This is a genomic window from Rhodanobacter sp. ANJX3 (genome assembly GCF_014200755.1).
In the GTDB taxonomy this organism is placed as follows: Bacteria; Pseudomonadota; Gammaproteobacteria; order Xanthomonadales; family Rhodanobacteraceae; genus Rhodanobacter.
This window is the reverse complement of the sequence record NZ_JACHCM010000001.1, coordinates 923445-947207: the sequence shown is the minus strand read 5'-3', so window position 1 is coordinate 947207 and position 23763 is coordinate 923445. Positions and strand designations below refer to the sequence as shown.

Genomic DNA, 23763 nt, shown 5'->3' with positions numbered 1-23763 from the left:
AATGGCACTGTCTCGCATCGATGCAAGCTACCTCCGGTTGCCAGAGCCTACTTTTCATCGGCTGCCGCGCAGAACATGCTGAAAGCGCGGCTGGCCTAGGCAACGATAACCTCGGCGTGAGCTTCAAGGTTCGGTTCACGGAAGATGCGCTCGCCGAGCGAAGGGAATACGGCCTAGAACAGCGATGCGCCATGGATTCGCCATAAATGTCTGCCAGATTGCTTGGGTTTCCCAAACGGATGTCAGAAAGCCATCTTTTTGAGAGCGACACCCTGGTAAGTCGAGTTCGACTCCGTCATCCAGACCCGGTTTCCATTCATACCTACTTAGGCCTTTACATGGACGTAGCCACGCCACCCGTTTCTCCGTATGGAATCGCGGGCGCCTTACGCATGCTTGCCGTGCTGGCGCTGCTCTCGCTGTGGTTGACCGTATGCGCCAACGTATTGGCGGCAGGTTCGGAATGTGCCACCGGGCAGGCGAAATGCACCGCCAAGGTCCAGGTTGTCGTTGATGCGGACGAATGGAAGCATGCAGGCGATCCCCGAGGTCTGATGCTGCTTATCCAGTCGAACCTCAATCGCGTGTCCGCGGGCGAACCCGTTTGGTCGACACCCAAAGGCGTGGTACCCGATGGACGCCTGCAGATCGTCGATGCCTATACCGATTTTCTACACGATGATTTCGTTGGCATGGATGCAGCGATTGCGAATGCCGAGCAGGTCGCCGAAGGGTTTCGCCCGAATTCATCCGGACAGCCTGCTCACGACTGGAAGGCCCAGAACGCCGAATTCCATGCAAGCTTTATGTATGCCACGCACAGCTCGTTGCCACTAGTCCGTCTTTACGCCGCACTACGCGACGTAGACGGGAGCTTGTTCACGACGCTTGGCAATCCGTTCGATCGCACCGGCCCACAGATGTACGTGACGTCATCCCCATTGAACGGAACATGGCTGCGCCTACCTTGCCGTACAGTCGTTGGGCGCTCGCTGCAATTTGACACCGCAGCTACCGCTCTCAAATCGCTGGGTGGACCCGTACTGGACTGCTCCGTCGATGGCGCGGTCGATTACGCAAAAGACGAATCGTTGGCTCTTCATCCCGATCGTTTTCGTCCGCATGTCTTAATACCGCCCGCCACTCCCCCAATTGCGCGCTTGCCTCGGGGATCTGAATCGCCGCCGCCAGGCAGTCGCGATGCGGCGCTCGCTGAGATGCGTACGCATCCGCGGCAGGCTGCACGCATCCTCAAACATCGTTCCAACGTGGATGCACAGGGCAAACTCGATTACGTACTGTTTTTGCACACCTTTGAGCCGGAGACGCCCACACGCGATGCAACCATCCGTGCCATGCAAAGTGACTTGTACAAGAAGGCAATGGCCAGGCCAGACAAAATTTTTGACTTTCCGCTCACGCCTTACGACGGCTCTGACGATTCGTTGTTGAACATTATCAGGTTGGCCTCCGAAGCCGGCCTAACGAATAGCGGGAACTACAGCGTCCCTTGCCCGATCCTGACCGCACACCCCCGGCTTATCGCTGCAACCCAAGCTACCTATGGCAGTACTCGTGACAATTTCATGCCGCGTTCTGACTGCAGCGATCGCGACTACGCCCGCATGGGTTTCCCCGCCAAGGCTGTGATCGCCTTTGAAGCTGCTTCCACCCAGGCGGACGGAAACTTTATCGGCACCTTCCAAGGCACGATGGTTTACGGGCTTGAAACGGCCCAAAACGCCGTCAATACGTCGATAAGGCTTAATCCGCGGGGAATCCTGTCTTTGACAAAGGAATACCCGTCCACAAGCTTCGACTATCCGTACCAAGTCTGGGGTTACACCAGCCTCAACAATTACGTCGTCAGTCTGCGCATGCGCAAGCTGTACCTTGCCGCGCGCGATCAGCTCGCCACGTATTATCGAAAGCACATGCAGCTCAATCGAGCCGATAGCAAGAGCGCCGCCAAGGCCGCTCTTTTTCAGGCCACGTTCGGTGGAAACTGCGGTGGTGATGTTCCTGCAAAGTCGCTGAGAAGGATGTTGCTGGAGCACGCATCGCTTCAGGATATCAATCAGCAACTGAGCACTGGCGACGACGCAGGTGCTTCGGAATTAGCTGCCTGCTCACAGTACGCCGGACTCGACCCATTGCTGCTGGTTGCGGTCGCCGACCCTCCGGCATTTTCGCTGGTCATGCAGCATGAGCCAGACATCAACAAGCGTAACGCCATCGGCAAGACGGCGCTGATGGAAGCTGCCCAGTTCGATCAGCCCGGCATTGTGGGTTTGCTGCTCGAGCACCATGCCTCGGTGAACGCAACGACTTGGGGTAACCAAGACGGGCCCGAGCCACCACTTGGCAATGACGCACGCACCGCCCTGATGTACGCGGCGGCCAACGGCTCGCTGAAACTGATCAAAGCATTGCTAGCTGCCGGCGCCGACCCGTACCAGGCCGACACCAAAGGCTACCGCGCCATCGATTACCTGCTTGGCTACGGCCCCACGCCGCCAAACCCCCATTTAAGCGAGCGCCAACGCAAACAAGCCGCGCAATGGCTTTTCTGATGCGCGCGCAAACAGGCGCACGATCAGCTGCTGTTTAAAGTTGCCGAGACTAGCGCCTGTGAGTGGTTCGCACGCCGAGAGAACAGGGCAGAGTGGGGTTCTTTGAGGGCGATATCGGTTGATCTATCAGGTCGACGACAAAGTCATCGTGGTGACCGTGATCGCGGTTGGCAAACGCGACAAGGGGCTCGTTTACCTCGCGGCGAAGAAGCGCCGCTGAGCGAGCCCGCAGTGTGCCGTCGCGAATATTCGGGTACATCTATTCAAAGCATAAAAACAGGAACGTGCCCATGGCGCAAATCGCTGAGTTAGAGTTCCTCCATCCTACAGCTAAGTGGTCAGAGCCACTTACTCGACTTCTGCAAGAATTCTCTGAGACGTGCGAACGGGCTCTGACCCAGTTGATTTAGATCTCAGTTGATTTGGATTTGTGATTTGCACGTCCGTTCGATTGACTGATGCCGCAAGACCGCTTCCGCCGGCTACCCATAGCGGGCATCCGATTTTTTAGGTGAGTTGGGCCTTTGAAGGGAAACATGTATGCATGCGATTCAGAACAAGGAAGTTCCGTATGGTCGGTCAGGTCCGATGATGCTGACCATTGCCCTCTGCGCCGTGTTCTCGACCGCCACCCATGCTTTTGATGCTCAGCAAAGCGAACCAGTCAACACGATAATTAGTTTGACCCGCTCGGCTTGCTTCGGCGATTGCCCAAACTACACCGTAGTCATTCACGGCGACGGACAGGTTCGCTTCACCACGGACATATCGCCAGTCAGCGATGTCGATGCGATACATCGCCAATTCGCTCAGTCCAAGGGTGTGCTCGTACCTGGGACACATCAGGACCGCGTGCTTCCGCAATCAGTTGCAGACTTGCTCGCACAATTCCAGCGTGTTGGGTTCTGGGGCTTGCAAGATCGCTATGAGGCGCGCGTGACAGACAATCCCACGCAAATCATCACGCTGGAAATAGGTGGCCGTCAAAAGAAGGTCGTCGACTACGTGGGGACCGAGGCGGGCATGCCGCAGTCGGTACGAGACCTGGAAGACTCGATCGACCGCGTGGCGGGCACGGCACGCTGGGTAAACGGCACGACCGCGCTTATTCCGTGGTTGGTCGACCAGAAGTTCGATTTCCATTCAATGCAGGCGGCCGAACTTGCTGTCGCTGCCGAAAGGGGGGCGGCTGACCAAGCCACTGTGCTGGCACTGATCGATCACGGCGCACCGCTGAATCTTCTCGTCTCCGGCGATCCATCGCCAATAGACGGCACGCCCGACCTTGAGCCGGGCGGCATCTTAATGGCGCAGGCGGCAATTTTTCGCGGACATGCAGAGGTGTTTCGTTATCTGGCTAAGGCCGGCTGGATTGTCCGTTGGGGTAAAAATAATGCGGCTGAATCGTTTGCCATGAACGCAGCAGGCTGCTCGCCGGAATTGGTCGATGCGGTAGCCGCTGCGGGTGTCGATGTCGACGCCTCACAGCATCCGAGGCCTAGAGCTTATGCCGGTGAAGGGCAAAGTCGTACAGCGCTTAGCGAACTTGTCGCTACATATAGCTGCAACGGGAACGAAGACGCGCAACTTCAAACCGCCAAGCGTTTGTTGGCGCACGGCGCGAACCCCAATCATCGCGATAGCTTGGGCCGTACCCCGCTATACGGAATTGAGAATCTACAGCTGCTCAATTTTTTGTTGGCAAAGGGAGCCGATGCCACTATCAAATCCAACGATGGGGAAAGCGTGATCTTTGGGAGTTGGACCGATACGATCGTCTTACGTTTGTTGCTAGCGGGCGCAAGCCCAGTCGGGCACTACCATGACGGCAAGACATTGGCACAACAGACTGTGTCGCGCGATATGCCGCAAGTAGCGAAGTGGTTGGCTGATCACCCTGAGTCATACCAGCGATAAAAAAATAACGGTGGCGAAAAAGGAGGCCGGTTTACTTCATTTCGTTTTTGTAAATAAAACCGGTCCCTTGGGAAAGGTGGATCGCTGGAGTTGGCGTTAGACTCAAACCGAACGGAGCATTGAGCACCGCCGATGCATGACCTGAGCATGGTTAACACTTCCCCGAGCTGTGAACTATCCAGCTGTTTCCAGGCGCGCGCTCTAGCCGCGCCCGTCATCAAGACTCTCCATCGAGGCAGGAATTCCATGCTTAGCCGCGTGACCGCCGTGCTGCTTTTTTCTCTGGTCCTGATCACCTCTGGATGTGGCGCCTCGACCATGAAGACTCCCGACATCAAACCCAACCCCAACGCCAAACAGCGCTACGAGATCACCATCACGGTTCATGGCGCGCCCAGGGGGTTCGATACAGCCGAGGGAACGATGATCTACGAGGTGCAAAACAGCAGCACCTGTGTGCGCCCCGATGCTTTCAGCGGGCATCAAAGCAATCTGGCGAAGTTCATCCCGTTCGAGCTCAAAAGGGTGGACGACCACACTTACAAGGGAACGGTGGTCACGGATTATTTTCTGGATGCCGATTATGACGGCATGGGCGTGTGCCATTGGATCATGTCGTCGGCCTTGAGCTCGTTCAAGATCAATGGCAACGGCGTGGATTTTGGCCCGAGCATCCTACATGAGGATGTGGTGGCAGAGAGATCGGTCGATGTCTACTTTCCTCTGGCCGAACTCTCAAGCGACGACCATCAGAAATATGGCGACGGAGGCCAATCCTTGGCGGATGTATCGCCGAAGATACGCAACGCGGTTTTCTACATGACGCTGTCTTCCCGAAAGGTGATGCCATGACGGTAGGCACTGAGGGCAAAAAGGGACGGACGCAATGAATTTGGGTTAATTCCCTCCTTTCCTTTTTCGTTTGGACATCGTCACCGCCAGCCACGCCACCGAACTAGCAGACCACACGCTGTCGCCGCTGGGCCACGCCATCTTCACCGACGCCCGAGCCGTAGGTGAAATCATCGACCCGTTTGTAAATAAACCCGGTCCTCGGGAAAGGCAGTTTGCTGTATTTGGCGCTACACTCAAACCGAACGGAGCATGGAGCACCGCCGATGCATGATCGAAGCATGGCTAACACGTCGCCGAGCTGTGAACTATCCAGCTGTTTCCGGGCGCCCGCTGGTCGCACCCTTCACCAAGACTCTCCATCGAGGCAGGAATTCCATGCTTAGCCGCGTGACCGCCGTGCTGCTTTTCTCTCTGACCCTGATCACTTCCGGATGTGGCGCCTCGACCATGAAGACTCCCGACATCAAACCCAACCCCAACGCCAAACAGCGCTACGAGATCACCATCACGGTTCATGGCGCGCCCAGGGGGTTCGATACAGCCGGGGGAACGATGATCTACGAGGTGCAAAACAGCAGCACATGTGTGCGCCCCGATGCTTTCAGCGGGCATCAAAGCAACCTGGCGCAGTTCATCCCGTTCGAGCTCAAAAAGGTGGACGACCACACTTACAAGGGAACGGTGGTCACGGATTATTTTCTGGATGCCGATTATGACGGCATGGGCGTGTGCCACTGGATCATGTCGTCGGCTATGGCCTCTTTCAAGATCAAGGGCAACGGCACAACGTTTACTCCGAGTTACCGTCTGAGTGATTTGCAAAGTCAAAAGTCGGTGGATCTTTATTTGCCGATTAAAGCTCTTTCGAACGGCAGCGACCAAACTTACGGCGATGGCGGGCAGGAGTTGTCCGAGACAGTCAAAAAGTATCGAAGTGACTTCTTCGTCATCACACTTTCTGCCAAGGAAGTCAGTCAATGACCCTAAGCACTGAAGACCATGCGATGTTGGCGGCCGACGCCTACAACACTCACTCACTGGGTCAGGAGGTTACCCTGGCCGGGATTCGCTACAAGGTTTTAGACGAAGCTCACGATCGATTGACCGGGTATCAGGGCACGGCCTATGTTCGTGAGGACACCGGCGATGTCGTTATTGCGCACTGTGGAACCGATGCGGCCAGGATGAAGTACCAGGACATCGCGACCGATATCGGCATGGTCACTGCGGGTGTCAATGTGCAGACGGCCGACGCGATGGCGTTTACAAAAAAAGCTCTGGAACAAGGAAAGAACTACGACGAGCAGAATCACTTGCCCTTCCATGCCACCGTCACCGGGCACTCTCTCGGCGGCACGCTGGCCGAAATCACGGCGTACAAATACAACTTGCATGGAGAAACCTTTAACGCGTATGGAGCGGCCGGTCTTTTCCAGGGCGTTCCCGAGGGCGGTCACCAAGTCATCAACTATGTGCGCGCTACCGACGTGGTCAGCGCCGCGAGCCAGCACTTTGGCGAGACGCGCATCTATGCGTCGCCGCAGGACATCGACCGGCTGCAAAAGGCCGGCTACCACGACACCAACGGCCCGCTGAGCCCGCGCCTTCCGATCGAGGGCGTGGACTTGGACGCGCACAGCGTGACCAATTTTCTTCCGGATAATCCTCGCCTCGGTCACTCGATTATTTCCAAGGAAAACGAGGCGCTATACGCATCCCACAAAGGGATGATCGACCAATACCGTCACGACGTTCTCGCCGCGCGGACGGTCGTGTCTCTTCCCTGGGAGGAGCAAAAGGCGGGCGTTGAGCTGGGAGCGGCTACAGCGCGTTTTGTCGGTGAGAAGGCGACCGAAGGCCTGCGTACCACGGAACGAGCGGCGCAATATGTCGAACATGAAGCGGCCAAGGGTTACCACGCGACCGTCGATGCTGCGTCACGAGGCATCGACGCCACGGTGCATGCGGCGGACGAGGTTGCGAAGGAAGTCTCTCGCGGCACGCACGCCATAGGTGCAGCAGCCGGTGAAGCGTATTCTCAGAGACACCCCGCTGGCTGGTCGTCGCCATTGCTCAACGATCCCGCGCACCCCGACCACGGACTGTTTCAGCAAGCCTACGACGGCGTAAAGAAGATCGATGCCGAGCACGGCCGCGCGTCGGACCACCGTAGCGTGAACCTGGCCGGTGTCTTGGCGGTCGAGGGTAAGGCAGCTGGCCTGAAGCAGATTGATGTCGTGGCTTTGAGCCATAATGGCTCGAATGCATTTGCCGCTCAAAAAGAAGCCAGGCTTGGCTTTCCCAACGTGGTTCACGTCAATACAACACAGGCCGTCAACACGCCTATCGAACACAGCACGCAGCAGATGGCTCAGGTCAATCAGCAACAGGCACAAGTACACGCGCAGGTCCAAGCTCAAATGCAGGTACAGAACCAAGCCGCGCAAGCGGCCCCGGGACCGCAGATGGGCGGTCCCGGCCGCTGATGGTTCATCGCCGAAAAGACGCGAAACAAGAAAACAGGGGAGGCATGGGTCAGAGTTCACGTCTTTGATGCCGCCGCCTCAGAAGGCCGAGCCCGGCTTTCCACTTTGCCGACGGAGTTGAAACCATGTGGACAAGGATTGTGCGGATAAGCCTGCTGGTGCTGAGCATCGTAGCGATGGGGCAGGCTGCGCTTTTCGGGCTAGGCTTGTTCGTGATTGCCAATGTGTTTTGCGACAGCGGTCCGTTGCAGAAGTGCTTTCAGACAAGTCTGCTCTTCCTGGGTGCTGGCATGTTGATGGCCGCATGCGTGCTTCCTGCCATCATCGCCCTGATCTCGGTGCGCGGGCGGCTTTTCTGGTACTTGAACATCTACCCCATCTTGCTGATGGTCGCCGGTGGTCTGGCGATGTACTGGCATCAGGCGTTTTCCGTGCTGGGCACACGTGCAGCGCTCATGTGCGTGGTGATGGCGCTGCTGACATGCGCCCATCTGTTCCTTTCGAAACGTTCGGAAGGTCAGGGCTGACATGGGGAAGCCATGAGCAGAGTGGACGAAAAGGGGACGGAGGCCATGCATTTGGGTTCATTCCCTCCGTCCCTTTTTCGGCTTCAGGATGGTCAGCTATAAGCGCCATCGCGCGTGGAAGCTGTCCGGATGCTTGCCGGTCACTGCGATCCCTTCACCACGAAATGCGCATCCGGCTGCTGGCGAAGCGCCGCCAACTCGAAATGCTCTTTGATCGCATCGGCCCAGATCTGAGCGATCACTTTGTAGACCTCTTCCGTTGGATGCGCGCCGTCGCTGGTCGTGGTGCAGAACGCGGCCAATTGGTTCTTCGGCGGCGCGCCGTACCGGACTTCGATGCCTGTCGGTTGTTTTCCCTGGGTGAAGCCATAGGAATTCAGATTGCGGCAGACATGGTCCATCGGTGTGTACACGTCGACGATGGCGGCAGGGTTGTGCGTGAAGTGCGCGTTGATCTCCTTGGCCAGTTCGTGGCCGAAATTCAGGGCGCCTTCCGAAAAACCTAGCACTTTATCCGTCGCTTCCTGGCCCATGTAGCGCACGGCCGTCTGCGGATTGGGCAGGTTGCCGAACAGGAAGGACGCGTTGGGATCGAGCGCGATGATCTGCTGGCAGATATTGCTCATCTGCAGTGCGACCGCTTGCATGTCCGTCGGATCGCGACCGTTCGTGACCAGGTCGTTCAAGCCAAACCAGATCAAATAAAGCCCGACGCCCGGCGCGGGGCCGTATGCCTTCAGATCCTCGCGATAGCGTGCGAATTGTTCCTGGAAGGTCCCCAGGCCAGCGCCCCAGCGATCGGATCCACCCATCGCGCCACCTTCGGCGTAATTGGCGTAATAGAGCGGGTCGGTAGGCAACGAGCCGTTGTTGCTGGCCTGGCTCCACTTCAAATGGAAAGCCGTGGCGGCTTCAGACGTCGATTTGTCGATGCGGATCAGCGGCTGGCCACCGGCCCATTCCCAGATAAAGTCGGTCCAGTTGCGGTTGTCGCTGAATCGATTGACCTGATTGGTGCGCATCAATCCGAACAGCGCGGCGAATTGCCCCGCAACGGTTTTGCGCTTGACGCCGACATCGGAAAGACTGTCTCCGAAAATGATGAGCCTTTTCACCCTGGTGGTCATGGCAGCGTATCCTTTGATTGATTCGTCGTAAGAGGCAAGGCGACGTAAGGCGCCTCGTAGGGGTGTCGATAGCGGCCCGCGTCCTTGGGCGATGGGTCTGTTCCTTGGCACGCACTATGTCCATCACGTGGCAACACTCCCATCGGGAAATATCTGATTCCCCCGCTGGCTTTTTCCTATCGGGCCGTTGCGAAACCGCTGTGCGAAAAAGTGGACGCAGGCAATTCATTGGGGTTGATTCCCTCCGTCCCTTTTTTCGTGCCCGGCTGAGCGAGCACTGGCCGCCATCCGCTACTGCTTTGGCTTGTTGAGTACGTCACCCTTCAGTGGCCGAAAGGCCACGCCTGACAACACCTTCTGCGCGAGTTGGTCATTGCCTTCGGCACATCGGGCGATGTGGGCTGTTCGACATCGATGGCGGCAAAACAGTGACTGTGCTTGGCGGTGCGGTACCCACGCGAAGACGATTACTATGGATTCTGGAACGAGCAGGGTCAGCCTAGGTACGTTCCCTTTGTTCTTGTTCGACCGTTGTGTTCTAACGACATTCCAGGATTTTTATGGCCGCGATCATCGTGTTGGCGCTCCACCTCGCCATCATCGCGTTCAACCTCGCGGGTTGCGTGTTGATTCCGATGGGCGCATGGCGCGGCTGGCATTGGGTGCGCGGGTTTGGGTGGCGGCTGGCGCACCTGCTCAGCCTCGCTGTCGTCGCGGTTCAAGCCATGCTGGGGCGCGCCTGTTTTCTGACCATCTGGCAGGACGAGCTTTCCGGTACCACGCATGTGCAGCCGTTGATCGAGCAATGGATGAACGGACTGATCTACTGGCCATTGCCGCTGTGGGTATTTGCCGCCGCGTACGTCGCGGTGTTTGTGTATGTGATTGCGTTGTGGCTATGGGTTCGGCCAAGAATCCAACCCCGTGCCGGAAAGGGTAAGCCAACGCGATGAGCGCGCCATCTTCCATCAGAACCATCGGTCTCTTCGCCTACGACGATATGCAGATACTGGACCTCGCCGGCCCGCTGGACGTGTTCGGCGGCGCGAACTCGTTGGCGCACGGCGCGCCGCCCTATGAGCTTTGCGTCATCGGCCTGCAGGCTGGCGCCGTGCGTACGGAGAACGGGTTGTCGGTCGTGCCTGCGCGCACGCTGGCCGATGCGCCGCCGCTGGACACGTTGTTGATACCGGGCGGCGTCGCGGCGCGCCTGGTTCTCCCTGGCGATGCGCGCCTGCTCGACTGGTTGCGCGAACGCGCAAAGGGTACGCGGCGCATCGTTTCGGTATGCACCGGTGCGTACGTGCTGGCGGCGGCCGGCTTGCTCGATGGGCGCCGCGTTACGACGCACTGGCGTTTTGCCGACGACCTCGCGTGCCGCTACCCCGCCTTGCGTGTCGAGACGGATCGGCTGTTTCTGCGCGACGGCCGCTTCGCCACGTCCGGCGGGCTGACCGCGGGGATGGACCTGGCGCTGGCGCTGGTGGAGCAAGACCTCGGCGCGTCGGTTGCCCTCGACGTCGCGCGGCAGATGGTGATGTACATGAAGCGGCCCGGCAACCAGACGCAGTTTTCCATGCCGCTCGCCGCGCAGGTGCAGGGTAGCGGCCGCATGGGTGCCCTGGTGGAGTGGTTGCTGGCGCATCTGGACGAAAACATCGGCGTGGAGCGCATGGCCGAACAGGTGGCGATGAGTGCCCGGCATTTCCGCCGCGTGTTCGCCGAGACGTTTGGCATGACGCCCGCGCGTTTCGTCGAGAAGCTGCGGCTGGAGCAGGCGTGCCTACGATTGACGCAGGGCAGGGCACCGATCGGGCGCATCGCAGCGGGCGTGGGTTTCAACAGCGCGGATGCGTTTCGCCGTGCGTTCCGTGCCCGCTACGGCGTGACGCCGAACGATTACCGCGAACGTTTTTCCGCCTGACGTGTGGCCGGATTCGTCGGCTTTGCGTCCGTCGCGGCGCGTATCGAAACCAGAGAATTCGCCATTCCCTTCCGCTTGAGAATACGCATGTTGTCGAAGTCGCTTTGCCTGGTGTTGCTGGCTCTTTCGTTCTCCGCCAGTGCGGTCGTCATTCGTGACGATGTGGATGATGCGAAGTATCGGGTACCGGATGCCGAACTGCCTGCGCTGGTCGATTTACCGATGGAAGGCCACGGCGTATTGATCGATCCACGATGGGTCGTCACTGCCGCCCATGCGGTGACCTGGCAATCCGGTGGCGTCAATGAGGTGACGATCAATCATGTTCCCCGGCATGTGGAACGTCTTGTGCTGTATCCGGGGTACCGGAAACTGCCTCAACCGCTTATCGACGAGGCACTGAAAACTCATGACGCCACGCAGATCATCGCGTTTCTCTCGGCATCGAACGACGTCGCTTTGTTGAAGTTGAGCGAGCCGGTCACCGATGTGGCCCCCATCGCCATCTACAGAAGCAACGACGAACTGGGAAAGATCGTCGAGATCGTGGGCAAGGGGGCGACCGGCACGGGGGCGCGCGGGCAGGATGCCAACGGTGCCCACCGCACGGTTCTGCGCCGCGCGTTCAACACGATCACCCGTGTTCAAGGTCCATGGCTCTGCTACACCTTCCATAAGCCACCGTCCGCGTTGCCGCTGGAAGGCATATCGGGCGATGGCGACAGCGGCGGCCCCGTGCTCATCCAGGTCAACGGCCAATGGCAAGTGGCGGGATTGGTTTCTTGGAAACGCGGGACAGACAACGCCATTCTTCTGCACCCGGGTTTTTACGGTCAAACCAACTACAACGTCCGCCTGAGCCACTACGCGCATTGGATCGATAACGTCATGCTTACCGACAAAGCACACGGTGACGGTAGCGCTGTGCATGGCAAAAGCTGACAAGGCAGGGCAGAACAGGGAGAAAGTTGTCGGGGTGAGCTGGCCTTGCCGACACCTATCGCCAGCTCGACGAACGGTACCGCAGTGATCCCCGGCTCGCAGAGACGTTGTCGACGATCCGTGCCGCGCTTTCGGGACAGAAACCCACGAGTGATGCGAAAGCGAGTCAGGCTCACTTGCAGAAAGTTGGCAAGTGAACCCGGCTCCGTTCGAGCTACGCCGCCCTAAAGCACCAACCCATACTCCCGAAATTCCGTATCGCGCTTCCATCCCAGCGACTCGTAAAGGGCCTGCGCGGGCAGGTTGTCGTGGGCGGTGCTGAGCGAGAGGCTGGCGGCGCCGAGGTGGCGGGCGTGATCGGCGGCGGCGATCAGCAGCGCCTGTCCTACGCCCTGGCGGCGTGCGCTGTTGGCGACGAACAGGTCATTGAGCAGGTAGATGCGTACGGCGCGTGCCGACGAGAACAATGGGTAAAGCTGGGTGAAGCCGAGGCTGCTGCCGGTGTCGTCGAGGGCGAGCAGGATTTCCGATTCGTGCCGGGCCATACGTTCGCTCAAGAAGTCGCGAGCTAGGGCCGGGTTGCTCGGCTGGCGGTAGAACTGACGATAGCCGTCGAACAGCGGCACCAGTAGATCGAGGTCGGCGAGCTGGGCAAGGCGAATCTGCAGCGACATGGCAATTCCGGTGGTCAATGGCAGCGCGGGTGCGCGCCGACAGTGGGCACCATTTTGCCATCAGGCGCGGTGATACGGTTGCCCTGCCATGAGGTAGTGGTGCGATATAGAGCAAGAACGGGAGCGATCCACTTATTGGAGCGGCCCCCATTCCAGCGAGCTCAAGCGCAATCCCAGGAGCCGTGATCGACGCGACCGACGACGAGTCGGTCGCTGTGCCGGTGCACAACCAACGATCGCCTATCGGGTGCCTGAGGGAAACGCATCAAAGCCATTTCGCCACACCACCATGATGCGAGCATGTCCCTCGGTGGTTCTGGCTGAAGCTATAGCTGGCATCACGGCATTGGGCGGTAGCACCCGCCGGCACGGCTCCCGACACCGTGTGCGCCGGACGATGCACCGAATGGCCCTCGCGATTGATATAGCTGCCTTGCTCGACGAGCGTGGTCGAGCCATGTGTGACGTTCTGCGCGCTCTGCTGCGGTTGCTGCTGCGCGTCGCTGGGTGTGATGAGCGCGCTGTTGAGCCCTAGAGCCAGCAGGCAAAAGGAGAGCGAGAGGTAGATGTGCTTCAGCATGACGATCCCCTTGATGTTTCAGTCTGAGGTGAGTGAAGCAAGAGACCGGCCAACACAGTCAATGCGTGCTTGCGGTTCCGGGTAGGGCTGTTAGTTTTAGGCATTCCACCGAGATCCGCAGCGCCATGGCAACATGCGACCTCAGGGGCTAGGGCAAACGAATGGCAGGCCGCTCGATGATCGATTCGGGTTGATCGCTGCGCCTATGGTTGTTCGCGGTCGATGACCACGAATGGATTAGGTGCACTAACGCATCAATGATGCGGTATGTCACGGAGTTGAACGCGTTGGGGACTGTTCTTTGGGTTGTTTCTTTGTGCGGCGATGCACGCCACGTAGGGGATGGCGGATACTAGAAACAGCCGTACGAAAAATATAGCTGTCTGGTGCAGAGCGAGCCTGCGTCGTTTCAGGAGGTGTCATGGCTGCCGTTTCTGGCCAGGCATGCTGTCAACATCCGGGATGTCGTTTGCGCTCTTCGTGACGCCTCCTATACCGCCGGTTGTGCGTTAATCCGGGGCCGGGCGCTGAGAGACACCCTCAGGGGATCGCTCGGCCGCGTTTGGGGCAGGTAACGCTGTTCGCTCGGAGAGAACCCACTGTTGAAGCAAGGTGGGCTTATTCTGCGTGCTTCTCGCTGGACTCCTGCGCGTCATTCACTGGAATAAGGCACTTACGCACATGCTCAGTTCACTTCGCCATCAGTTGCTGCTGGTGTGGATGTTGATGGTGGTGATCTGCTGTTCGTTGAGCGTGCTGCTCTATGAGCTGTACGGACAGACCGAGGGCGTGAAACGCGCGCAGTTTCAGCAGCAGGTTGAAAGCGCCTGCAGCCGGATTGCCCAGCGTTACCAGGGCGCCAGTGAAGCGGCACGTTCGTCGGGCAATGCCAGTGGACTGCGCGACGTGGTATTGCAGCTCGTCCTGGCGGATTTCAACGGCATCGAGGGCGGTATCTGGAGCCGCCAGCAGGGGCCGGTGGGCTACGCCTATCCCACCTATCAGGGCAGCGGCATCAAGTCGGACCTTCCGGCGGCGGAGCGCGGCAATATCGAGGTCACGGCACTTCGCGCGCTCGCCGAAGGCCGGGCCACGCTGTATATGCGATCGAGCAATCGAGAAGTGTTGTTTCTGGCGGCGTGTCCCCTGGATGCCGGCACGAGTGCGTGGACGATGACGCGCATGCCCACGGTCGGCGCCAGCTTTTACCATAGCCTGTTGGTGGGCATGACGCTGTTGTTGGTCCTGGTGGTCATCTCGGCGGTGGGCGCGGGTTGGGCATTCCGACACTGGGATCGCAAGCTTTCTCAGGTGGAGGACGCGCTTGCCGCGGCCGACACTTCGACAATTCCCACGATTGTGCCGACCGGATCGAAGGAACTCGATCGCCTCGGTGCGGCCGTGACACGCTACGCGACGCGTCTGGCGGAATCCCGGCAGGCACAGGCACGGCTGACGACGGAACTGACTCGGCATGAGCGCCTGGTCACGCTGGGGCGCATGGTGGCGACCGTGGCCCACGAAATCCGCAATCCGATTGCCACCATGCGACTGGCGGCAGAGAACGCGTTGGCCGAGGGCAGGGTGGACGATTCGGACCATCTGCAGCTTTTTCTCACCCAAGTCCAGCGGTTGGAGGGTGTTGTCGAAAGTTTGTTGACCATGGTGCAACCGATCCATCTCAAGACCCGAGCGGTCGCCATCGGGCCATGGTTACAAGAACTCATCGACACCATGGGCTATCGCGACATTGAGCTGCGTCCGCTGCACGATGCGAACGTGTCCTGGCGGCTGGATCCGGATCAGCTCGGGCGCGCGGTCGAAAACCTGCTTCGCAACGCGATACAGCACCGCACGCCCGATACGACCGTTTACCTGGAAGTAAATGTGTCGTCAGGTGCTATGACGATCGACGTCGTCAATCAGGGGGCGGACATTCCGCCGGCACTGAGCGGGCAGCTGTTCGAGCCTTTCGTCAGCGGACGCGTGGATGGCAACGGCCTCGGGCTGGCCCTGGTTCGTGAGATCGCTCACGCCCACCATGGCGTGGCGCGCTACAGCCACAGGGACGGCATGACGCACTTCACGCTGGAGTTGCCATGGCGCGCATCCTGATTGTCGATGACGATATGGCGTTTCGCCAGACGCTGGCCAAGACCGTCGAAGGGCTGGGGCATGAGGTGCTACTTGCCGCCACCGGTAGGGAAGGCCTGCAGGTGATGATCGGCGCGTCGCCGGACATGGCCATCGTCGACTACCGCATGCCCGACATGGATGGCTTGGCGCTCTTGCGCTCGCGCCATGACGATGCGAAGGCGATGAACGTACCGGTCGTGATGCTTACCGCGTATGCGTCCAGCCACAACACGATCGAAGCGATGAAGCTCGGTGCGTTCGACCACCTGACCAAGCCCATCGGTCGCCAGGACGTGGCGGATGTGATCGAGCGCGTGCTGGCCGCACACGACGAACCGCCGGCGCCGAGGAACGAGGTTGCCGGCGATCGTCATGAGTCGCTCGTGGGTCAAAGCCAGGCGATGCGCGCGATGCAGAAGCGCATCGGTATGGCTGCCGCCAGCGATGTCCCTGTGCTGATCACCGGCGAAACGGGCACGGGTAAAGAGCTGGTGGCGCGCGCGCTGCATCAGGCGAGTGCGCGGGGCAGGCATTCGTTTATCGCCGTCAATTGCGCCGCGCTCCCGGCGGAGTTGATGGAGAGCGAGCTGTTTGGTCATCGCAAGGGCGCTTTCTCCGGCGCAACGTCCGATCGCAAGGGGCATATACGGGAAGCCGATGGCGGCTCGCTCTTTCTCGACGAAATCGGCGATATGCCGTTATCCATGCAGGCAAAACTGTTGCGCGTGCTGCAGGAGGGCGAGGTCACGCCGCTGGGCGCCAGCATCCCCGAGAAAGTGGATGTGCGCCTGATCGCGGCGACCCACCGCGATCTCGAGCGCATGGTCGAAGAGGGCGCCTTTCGGCGCGACCTGCTTTATCGCCTGAATGTGGTGCCGATTGCCCTGCTGCCGCTGCGCGAGCGTACGGCAGACATCATCCTTCTGGCGGAACATTTTCTGGCGGCGGCCAAAGGGCCGATCAAGCAGCTGTCGCCGGGCGCGGTGCGTCGGTTGCTGGCTTATGCGTGGCCGGGAAACGTCCGCGAGCTGAAGAATGCGATGGATCGCTGCCGTGTCCTTGTGCGCGGCGAAACAATTCAGGCGTCGGATCTCGACGGCCTGGTCGATGCCTCCGGTGCCGATGCCGGATCGGTCAACGACTGGCTCGACGGCGAACTGCCTGAGGCCATTGCACGCCTGGAAAAAGCCATGATCGAACGCGCGCTCCTTGCCGCGAACGGTAACCGCGCGGAGGCCGCACGTCGATTGGGTATCCACCGTCAGCTGCTCTATCGCAAGCTCGACGAGTTCGGTCTGAGCTAGGCCGGAGCGGTATCGGTGTCCTGATCGAAGACACCACACTGTCGGGAATGCGGACAGGTGCGGCGATTCGCGTGCGTTCGTTCCCATGTGCAACAACGACTTAGGCGTTGGCACGCCGCTTGCGATGTCTGTGTGGCGGTACTTCCACCGCGCACGGTCGGTCACGCATGATTCGTCGAACCTTACTCACGCTGCTGCTTACGGTGACGGCGCCTGCCTTTCCGCAGGCCACCGACGCGCCGCCGGCGCCGCTCGGCCCGGTCGTGATGGCGGACCAGACGGATGCCACGCAGATATCGGGCGTCATTGCGCATTTTCTGCTGAATCCTAACGGTGACGTCGACGGCCTGCTTCTGGCCGACCGAACCCAGGTGAACGTTCCGCCGAGGGTGTCGCGGGCGTTGACGGCATCGTTTCATATCGGCGACGTCATCCATGTCACGGGTTATCGGGTCGGCGCCACCGAGCTTCTGAATGCACAAAGGATCACGGACGCGTCGGGACGCACGTCGATATCCGAGGACACGCCGGCCAATCGCTTTGCAACCGCGCCACCGGCTCTTCAACCCATGCAGGCGATCGGACAGGTGAGCTGCGTGATCTTCGGACCGCGCGCAGACGTCGTCGGCGTCCTCCTCGACGACGGAACGTCATTGCGCCTGCCGCCGCCTGCCGCCGGTCGAATCCCCCATTTGCTGGTCGACGGGCAACGCGTCAGTGCGCAGGGTTTCGGTGTCGTCACACCGTGGGGCCGCGCGATTCAGGTGACGGCGATCGGGCCGGATCGCGCGTCGGAACAAACCCTTGTTTCTCCACCCGAACCTCGCGCGTCATCGCCCGCCGGCCCTCCGGACTGATCCAGGAGAGTAGGTCCTGGGCGTCCGATTTTTTTCACCTTTACCCTTTTTCTGGAGCACATCTCATGCATTGGCTTGACCCCGATTTCCTGCCTGCGACCGAAGGCACACTGGACCGCTTCCTCTTCAATACCCATGCCGATATCGACGGACTGCTGTTGACCGACGGCACGGAGATCCACACCCCGCCGCATTTGTCGGCTCAGTTGCTGGATGCGCTGGCCCCGGGCGAAAAGCTTTCCGTGCGCGAAACACGGCACGGCGGGGTGATCGTGGCGGTCGCCATCGATACCCGCAAAGGCGGACGTATTGCGGACGAAGGTCCAAAGCATAAAAAGCACCTCAAGCCGCATCCGCATGAAAAGCCCGGCGGTGCGGGCAAATATCACGGTCTCATCCACCAAGGCATTATCGAACGTCTTCTGCATGGTCCGAAGGGCGACGCCCACGGCGCGCTGTTGGATGACGGCACGATCGTGCGCTTTCCGCCACACGGTGCGGCGACCTTCGCGGATGTACTGAAAGTCGGCGCGTCGTTGAGCAGCCGCGGCGCCAGCATAACCACGCCCAGCGGCGCGGTCGTGGACGCCACTGCCTTGGGTGTCGACGCTTCGTCGCTGCTGGATGTGCCGAAAGACCTCAAGCACGGTCCGAAAAAGCCGCCGAAGAAGCCCTGCCCCAAAGAGCACGCCCATCACGCCTGAGCGCGTCATGCGTCGGCGCAGTGACATCGCACGGTGGCGGTCGGCCGCTGTGCGATGTCACCTCGATCCAACGCTTTGCCGCGTCTCGATGAAAACGACTGTCACGAAAGACGAAGGAGTTCACCATGTTGACCTGGCTGCATATCGGCGATCTGCATGTATCGCACGAAGACCATTACCAGGGTATCGAACGTCTGCGCGAAATCGTCGCCGAGGCCAATCGGTTCTTTGCCGATGCCGTCGATTTTGTTTTTCTGCCGGGCGACAACGCCAATAACGGAACGCCGCTGCAATACGACAAGATCAACGACACGCTGTCGGGCCTGACGTTGCCCGTTTATGCGATTCCGGGCGATCACGATTTCGAGCCGGGATCCTTGGCCGACTTTTATACGATGCATGGCGCAACGCCGCTGCCGATGGTCAGGATGATCGACGGGCGCCGGTGCCTGTTTCTGGATATCGTATCGGCCGGATCGGGTGGTCCCGATTTTCGGCTCGGCGCGGAGCAAAACCGATGGCTCGTCGATCAGCTGAAGGCAGCTCAGCAGGACGCGCAAAAGCCGGTCGTGTTTATGCACGGCTATCCGGGCGACCTGCGTCAGGATAGTCATGCCGTCGGGCGTCTCTTCGCCGATGCCGGTGTGGCCATGGTGGACACCGGTCACACGCATTACAACGAGCTGCTGAACGACGGTGCGGTGATCTATGCCTCCACGCGATCGACGGCCCAGGTCGAGGAAGACGCCGGTCAGGCCGGATATTCCATCGCCTGCCTGGATGGCGATGCCGTCAGCTGGCACTTCAAACCGCTCGGTTCGGCATGGCCGTTCGTGATGATTACCAGCCCGGCCGATCAGCGGCTGGCGACGGAGAAGGGCTCTGCACCCCACACACCGGCGGAGCCGTTGCGGGTTCGCGCCAAGGTGTTCGGAGAGCATGTGCAGCGGGTCACGGCACGGATCGACGACGACCTGCCGGTAGCCATGTCGCCCGTCCACGGCGAACCGGGTGTCTGGTCGGCCATTCTGGCCGCCCCGGAAACGACGACGCCTTTTCGTATCCATGTGGATGCGCGAGATACCGACGGAAACGCTGCCAAGGATCAGGTGACGGTCGATCCTCGGATGGCCGATCCGGATGGCAAAGACCGCTCCGACGCACAGCCGGATACCGATGCGCATGCGGTCAGGCCGTGGCCCGAGCACGGCGTGCTGGGCACGCAGCTGGGTCCGAACAAATACGGTAAAAAGTGGTGAACGCGCGCTCGACATCGACCAAGCCCGGGCTGCGCGCGCTGGAGGCCCTGAATTTTTTCATGGCCGACGTGCAGGCCGGGATCGGACCGTTTCTTGGCGTGTTTCTGCAAGCCAAGGGATGGGGCGCCGGTTCTATCGGGTCGGTCATGACCATCGGCGGCCTGGCGGGCATGGTGGTGACTGGACCGGCCGGCGCGTTGATCGACGCGTCGCGCAACAAGCGCGCGCTGGTCGTCATCGCCAGCATCTTTACGCTGCTGGCCTCGGCGCTGCTATGGGTGTCGCCATCGTTTGCCATGGTGGCGACATCGCAGATCGCCACGGCCATTGCCGGTGCCGCCTTGGGTCCGGCGCTGGCGGGCATCACGCTAGGCATGGTGCGCCAGGCGGGTTTCGATCGTCAGTTCGGTCGCAACCAGGTGGCGAACCACGCGGGCAACGTCATCGGCGCGGCGCTGTCGGGCGTGCTGGGCTGGAAATTCGGTTTTGCCGCCGTCTTCGTGCTTGCCGTGGTCTTTGGGGTATTGTCGATCGTCAGCGTGCTGCTGATTCCTAAACAGGCGATCGACGATCGTGCCGCCCGTGGACTGGAGAGCGACGACGATGGCAAGGATGAAAAGACATCCGCCTTCCGGGTGTTGTTCACTTGCCGTCCGCTGCTGATCCTCGCCGGTGCGCTTGCGCTGTTCCATCTGGGCAACGCCGCCATGCTGCCGCTCTACGGACTCGCCGTCGTCGCGGCGCATCAGGGCAATCCGGCACTGTTTACGGCAACGACCATCGTGGTCGCGCAACTCGTCATGGTCGGCGCATCGCTGGTGGCGATGCGCTTGCTGCGCACACGCGGACACTGGTGGGTCATTCTGTTGACCTTTCTGGCGCTGCCGCTGCGCGGCCTGATCGCAGCGTTTGTGATCAAGCAATGGGGGGTGTGGCCCGTGCAAGCGCTCGATGGCGTTGGTGCGGGTCTGCAAAGCGTCGCCGTGCCCGCGCTGGTCGCACGACTGCTCAAGGGCACCGGTCACGTCAACGTAGGGCAGGGCGCCGTGATGACGGTACAAGGCCTTGGCGCGTCGCTCAGTCCCGCGCTAGGCGGCATGATCGCGCAGGCACTGGGTTACCGCACCGCGTTTTTGATGCTGGGCAGCATCGCCTTGGGCTCGCTCGTGCTCTGGCTCGGTTTTGCCAATCAATTGAAGCCGGCCTGCGGTAGCGCGAGCGATGCGCGCGCCGAGAGCCCCATGGCTTAGAGCGTGTTCACCATCTCTCCGTACCTCGCAACCCTCCGGGCCGGGGCTTGCCCGCATCCCGGCGTCATCACTGCGTCGTGGACCGACGTCCACTTTTTTGCTCTTCCTTGGTCTGCGCGCAAACCTCTCCCGGCGCGCGGCACGGGGAGAGCATAAACAAGCTCTCAGAAAGAAGGATCACAACTTTTGGCAAGTCATAACCTCCTTGCATGGATCATCTGTGCCGTCACCACTGCCGCCGTCATCACTCGTCCTTTCAAGTGGCCCGAAGCGATTTGGGCGGTGAGTGGCGCCGTGCTGATCGTCGCGCTCGGCCTGTTGCCCGTCGGCGATGCGTTGCGGGCCATAGGCAAAGGCGCGGACGTCTATCTGTTTCTCATCGGCATGATGCTGCTGTCGGAAGTCGCCCGGCGTGAGGGGCTGTTCGATTGGGTGGCCGCCATGGCCGTCAATCACGCGCAGGCTTCGCCGAAGCGGCTGTTCCTGCTGATCTATGGGGCCGGCACGGTGGTGACGATTTTCTTGTCGAATGATGCGACGGCCGTCGTCCTCACGCCGGCGGTTTTTGCAGCGGCCCGAAAGGCCAAGGCGAATCCGCTGCCGTTCCTTTTTGTCTGCGCGTTCATCGCCAATGCGGCGAGCTTCGTCTTGCCGATTTCCAACCCGGCAAACCTGGTGCTGTACGGTAACCACATGCCTTCGCTCGGCGCCTGGCTGCAACGATTCTTGCTGCCATCGGCGCTATCGATTGTCGCTACCTATCTGGTATTGCGATGGACGCAGCGCCGTCCGCTGGAGGGCACGATCGCGGCGGATCTGGCAGTAGAGCCGTTGAGCATCAACGGCCGCGTGGCCATGGCCGGAATCGGACTCACGGCAGTGACACTGCTGCTGGTGTCGGCGTTAGATCAACCGCTGGGTTTGCCCACGGCTGCGCTCGGCGTGCTCACGGCGACCGTGCTTCAGCTTCGACGGCGTGCGTTGCCATGGCCGCTGCTGAAAGACATTTCCTGGGGCGTGCTGCCGCTGGTCGCCGGACTGTTTATTTTGGTGGAAACGCTGAATCGAACGGGCGTCATTCGCGCACTCGCGACGCTGCTCGAGCAGGGGGCGAGGAGCGCACCGGCGAGCACGGCCGGTGCGTCGGGCCTCACGATCGCTTTCGCCAGCAACCTCATCAACAACCTGCCTGCCGGATTGATCGCGAGTTCCACCGCAGCGGTTGCTCATGCGCCGCAAAGCGTCGTCGATGCGCTGCTTATCGGTGTCGACCTGGGGCCCAATTTGTCGATCACCGGTTCGCTCGCGACGATCCTGTGGCTCACGGCTATCCGGCGCGAGGGGGAGGAGGTGACTTTCATGGCTTTTTTCAAGGTGGGATGCGTCGTGATGCTGCCCGCGCTGCTTCTGGCGATCGGGGCCAGAATGTTGGCTGGCTGAAAAACGCTGTTTGAAAAACCTAGCTACCGGACCGACGTCCCCCGCATCGAGCGGCGGGGAACGTTTGGGATGACTTCAACGGTTTCGCATCGGCGGCGGGTGTCGATCCCACCCAGCGCTCACTTGGCCGTGGCGGGCAAAGGAAGACTGATGGGGTTCGCTTTTAAAGTGCTGCTCAGCGCCGGAAAAGGATCGATACCCGATAAAGTCGTGATCGCATCGATCGAAACGACCATGCAGGTTTCGTTGTCGTCGTTAGTGCAGACATAGGCGGCTGCACCGATGCCCGGTTCGTACACGGCTTTCCATGTGTAGTCTGGCACCGCCACACCATCTTTTCCGATCGTCGGAATCGAGCTGTCGCTGAATGCCGGTCCGGTCACCACGTAGACCGAGCCGAGATTCGTTGCCAGTTGTCGAACCTGTTGTTCGATTTTTTCCCATTCACCCGTATTGAGCTTGTGGTCTTGCGGAACGACGTTGCCCATCGAGAACGATTCTTTCTCGCTGGCGATCGTCGATTCGTCGCCAGCCGGCGTCATGTGGCCGCGGTCATAGCCGCTGTTGGTGTAGTCGGAATCCTGGGAGCGATCGGCGGCAGGAATGCCCGTCTCCTGGTGGAACGATCCCGTACGGCTGATGGTTTCCGATCCGGCCACCTGAGCTGCGGTCAGATCTTGTGCCGAGTACAGCGGCCCCTTGGTCACACCGGAGTCCAAGATGACGTATTCGGTGTGGCACACCTCGGTTGTGCGGCTGGTCATCGATGCCTCGACAGTGGGAGGCGTGCCGGCCAGAAAGAAGTTGGAGCACGCCGTAGAGGCAAAGGACGATCCTGAAAGTAAAAACAGGCCCAGGATCAGGCCGCGTTGAATGAAAGACATACCGGTTCACCGCGAAAAGGAAGGTCCTTCGACCATAAGCATGCGGCATGTCAGTTCGATTAAATCTTGCGCTATTAAAGCGACGCAGGCGTAGGAATATTTCCAGGTTCGTATCTGCACTCGCACGTCGCGGTAGCACGAGGTCTGCTGGGCAACGAGCGAATTTAGGGGGATCATGCGCAACATCGCGTATCGCTGGATACGGCGAAAGCCGCATCCGCTTTTTTGCATACATCCCGCCGGTTTCGTGCCTAAAAATGGGATGGTTCACCCAGCACGGACAAGCAGAGGGAGCAGAAACATCGATCGAGCAGCGCCGCTTTA

General features: G+C 60.2%; 20 protein-coding genes. 16 read left to right on the top strand and 4 right to left on the bottom strand.

The window, feature by feature from the left end:
* Window positions 1-392 precede the first annotated feature (392 nt).
* The 6 genes from HDE76_RS04150 to HDE76_RS04120 all read left to right on the top strand — a co-directional run bounded on the left by HDE76_RS04150 (window position 393) and on the right by HDE76_RS04120 (window position 8358).
* A complete protein-coding gene (locus HDE76_RS04150; RefSeq protein WP_184505562.1) occupies window positions 393-2573 on the top strand; it encodes an ankyrin repeat domain-containing protein in 2181 nt (726 codons plus the stop codon).
* Between the two features lie 540 nt (window positions 2574-3113).
* Window positions 3114-4490: a DUF6438 domain-containing protein gene (locus HDE76_RS04140; RefSeq protein WP_184505561.1), complete on the top strand. Its 1377-nt coding sequence runs from the start codon at window positions 3114-3116 to the stop codon at window positions 4488-4490.
* Window positions 4491-4736: 246 nt separating this feature from the next.
* Window positions 4737-5342: a hypothetical protein gene (locus HDE76_RS04135; protein ID WP_184505559.1), complete on the top strand. Its 606-nt coding sequence runs from the start codon at window positions 4737-4739 to the stop codon at window positions 5340-5342.
* A 270-nt stretch (window positions 5343-5612) separates the two neighbouring features.
* Window positions 5613-6326 carry a hypothetical protein gene (locus tag HDE76_RS04130; protein WP_184505556.1) on the top strand — a complete coding sequence of 238 codons (714 nt, stop codon included), beginning with the start codon at window positions 5613-5615 and terminating at the stop codon, window positions 6324-6326.
* Complete coding sequence (locus HDE76_RS04125; RefSeq protein ID WP_184505554.1) at window positions 6323-7831, top strand: XVIPCD domain-containing protein; 1509 nt, start codon at window positions 6323-6325, stop codon at window positions 7829-7831. The genes HDE76_RS04130 and HDE76_RS04125 overlap by 4 nt, the downstream gene beginning before the upstream one ends.
* A gap of 158 nt (window positions 7832-7989) precedes the next feature.
* Window positions 7990-8358 carry a hypothetical protein gene (locus HDE76_RS04120; RefSeq protein WP_179476988.1) on the top strand — a complete coding sequence of 123 codons (369 nt, stop codon included), beginning with the start codon at window positions 7990-7992 and terminating at the stop codon, window positions 8356-8358.
* 140 nt (window positions 8359-8498) lie between these two features.
* Here the strand turns inward: HDE76_RS04120 and HDE76_RS04115 are convergent, their stop codons facing one another.
* Window positions 8499-9485 (bottom strand): SGNH/GDSL hydrolase family protein, encoded by a 987-nt coding sequence (locus HDE76_RS04115; protein WP_184505552.1) that lies wholly within the window; start codon window positions 9483-9485, stop codon window positions 8499-8501.
* Between the two features lie 560 nt (window positions 9486-10045).
* Between HDE76_RS04115 and HDE76_RS04110 the strand changes: the two genes are divergently transcribed.
* From HDE76_RS04110 to HDE76_RS04100, 3 genes are read left to right on the top strand one after another with little or no spacing between them, the layout of a single operon-like run.
* Window positions 10046-10438 carry a DUF2784 domain-containing protein gene (locus HDE76_RS04110; protein WP_184505550.1) on the top strand — a complete coding sequence of 131 codons (393 nt, stop codon included), beginning with the start codon at window positions 10046-10048 and terminating at the stop codon, window positions 10436-10438.
* Window positions 10435-11409, top strand: a complete 975-nt coding sequence (locus HDE76_RS04105; protein ID WP_221262277.1) for a GlxA family transcriptional regulator — start codon at window positions 10435-10437, stop codon at window positions 11407-11409. The genes HDE76_RS04110 and HDE76_RS04105 overlap by 4 nt, the downstream gene beginning before the upstream one ends.
* Before the next feature lie 3 nt (window positions 11410-11412).
* Window positions 11413-12351 carry a trypsin-like serine protease gene (locus HDE76_RS04100; protein WP_343205642.1) on the top strand — a complete coding sequence of 313 codons (939 nt, stop codon included), beginning with the start codon at window positions 11413-11415 and terminating at the stop codon, window positions 12349-12351.
* A 224-nt stretch (window positions 12352-12575) separates the two neighbouring features.
* On the opposite strand, the gene HDE76_RS04095 is transcribed toward HDE76_RS04100, so the two are convergent.
* Both HDE76_RS04095 and HDE76_RS04090 read right to left on the bottom strand, forming a co-directional pair.
* Window positions 12576-13025, bottom strand: coding sequence for a GNAT family N-acetyltransferase (locus tag HDE76_RS04095; protein WP_184505548.1), 450 nt, complete (start codon window positions 13023-13025; stop codon window positions 12576-12578).
* Between the two features lie 265 nt (window positions 13026-13290).
* Window positions 13291-13605, bottom strand: a complete 315-nt coding sequence (locus tag HDE76_RS04090) for a DUF3761 domain-containing protein (protein ID WP_184505546.1) — start codon at window positions 13603-13605, stop codon at window positions 13291-13293.
* Window positions 13606-14286: 681 nt separating this feature from the next.
* Between HDE76_RS04090 and HDE76_RS04085 the strand changes: the two genes are divergently transcribed.
* The 7 genes from HDE76_RS04085 (at window position 14287) to HDE76_RS04055 (ending at window position 22555) form a co-directional block, all read left to right on the top strand.
* Complete coding sequence (locus tag HDE76_RS04085; protein ID WP_184505544.1) at window positions 14287-15720, top strand: HAMP domain-containing sensor histidine kinase; 1434 nt, start codon at window positions 14287-14289, stop codon at window positions 15718-15720.
* Window positions 15705-17045, top strand: a complete 1341-nt coding sequence (locus HDE76_RS04080) for a sigma-54 dependent transcriptional regulator (RefSeq protein ID WP_184505542.1) — start codon at window positions 15705-15707, stop codon at window positions 17043-17045. The genes HDE76_RS04085 and HDE76_RS04080 overlap by 16 nt, the downstream gene beginning before the upstream one ends.
* A gap of 107 nt (window positions 17046-17152) precedes the next feature.
* Entirely contained in the window at window positions 17153-17902 is a 750-nt protein-coding gene (locus HDE76_RS04075; RefSeq protein WP_184505540.1) for a hypothetical protein, read from the top strand.
* A 65-nt stretch (window positions 17903-17967) separates the two neighbouring features.
* On the top strand, window positions 17968-18606 hold the full coding sequence (locus tag HDE76_RS04070; RefSeq protein ID WP_184505539.1) for a hypothetical protein: 639 nt from the start codon (window positions 17968-17970) through the stop codon (window positions 18604-18606).
* A gap of 125 nt (window positions 18607-18731) precedes the next feature.
* Window positions 18732-19865, top strand: coding sequence for a metallophosphoesterase (locus HDE76_RS04065; protein WP_184505537.1), 1134 nt, complete (start codon window positions 18732-18734; stop codon window positions 19863-19865).
* On the top strand, window positions 19862-21115 hold the full coding sequence (locus HDE76_RS04060; RefSeq protein WP_343205641.1) for an MFS transporter: 1254 nt from the start codon (window positions 19862-19864) through the stop codon (window positions 21113-21115). The genes HDE76_RS04065 and HDE76_RS04060 overlap by 4 nt, the downstream gene beginning before the upstream one ends.
* A gap of 186 nt (window positions 21116-21301) precedes the next feature.
* Window positions 21302-22555, top strand: coding sequence for an arsenic transporter (locus HDE76_RS04055; protein WP_184505535.1), 1254 nt, complete (start codon window positions 21302-21304; stop codon window positions 22553-22555).
* A 119-nt stretch (window positions 22556-22674) separates the two neighbouring features.
* Here the strand turns inward: HDE76_RS04055 and HDE76_RS04050 are convergent, their stop codons facing one another.
* Complete coding sequence (locus tag HDE76_RS04050; RefSeq protein WP_184505533.1) at window positions 22675-23439, bottom strand: DNA/RNA non-specific endonuclease; 765 nt, start codon at window positions 23437-23439, stop codon at window positions 22675-22677.
* Between the last annotated feature and the right edge of the window lie 324 nt (window positions 23440-23763).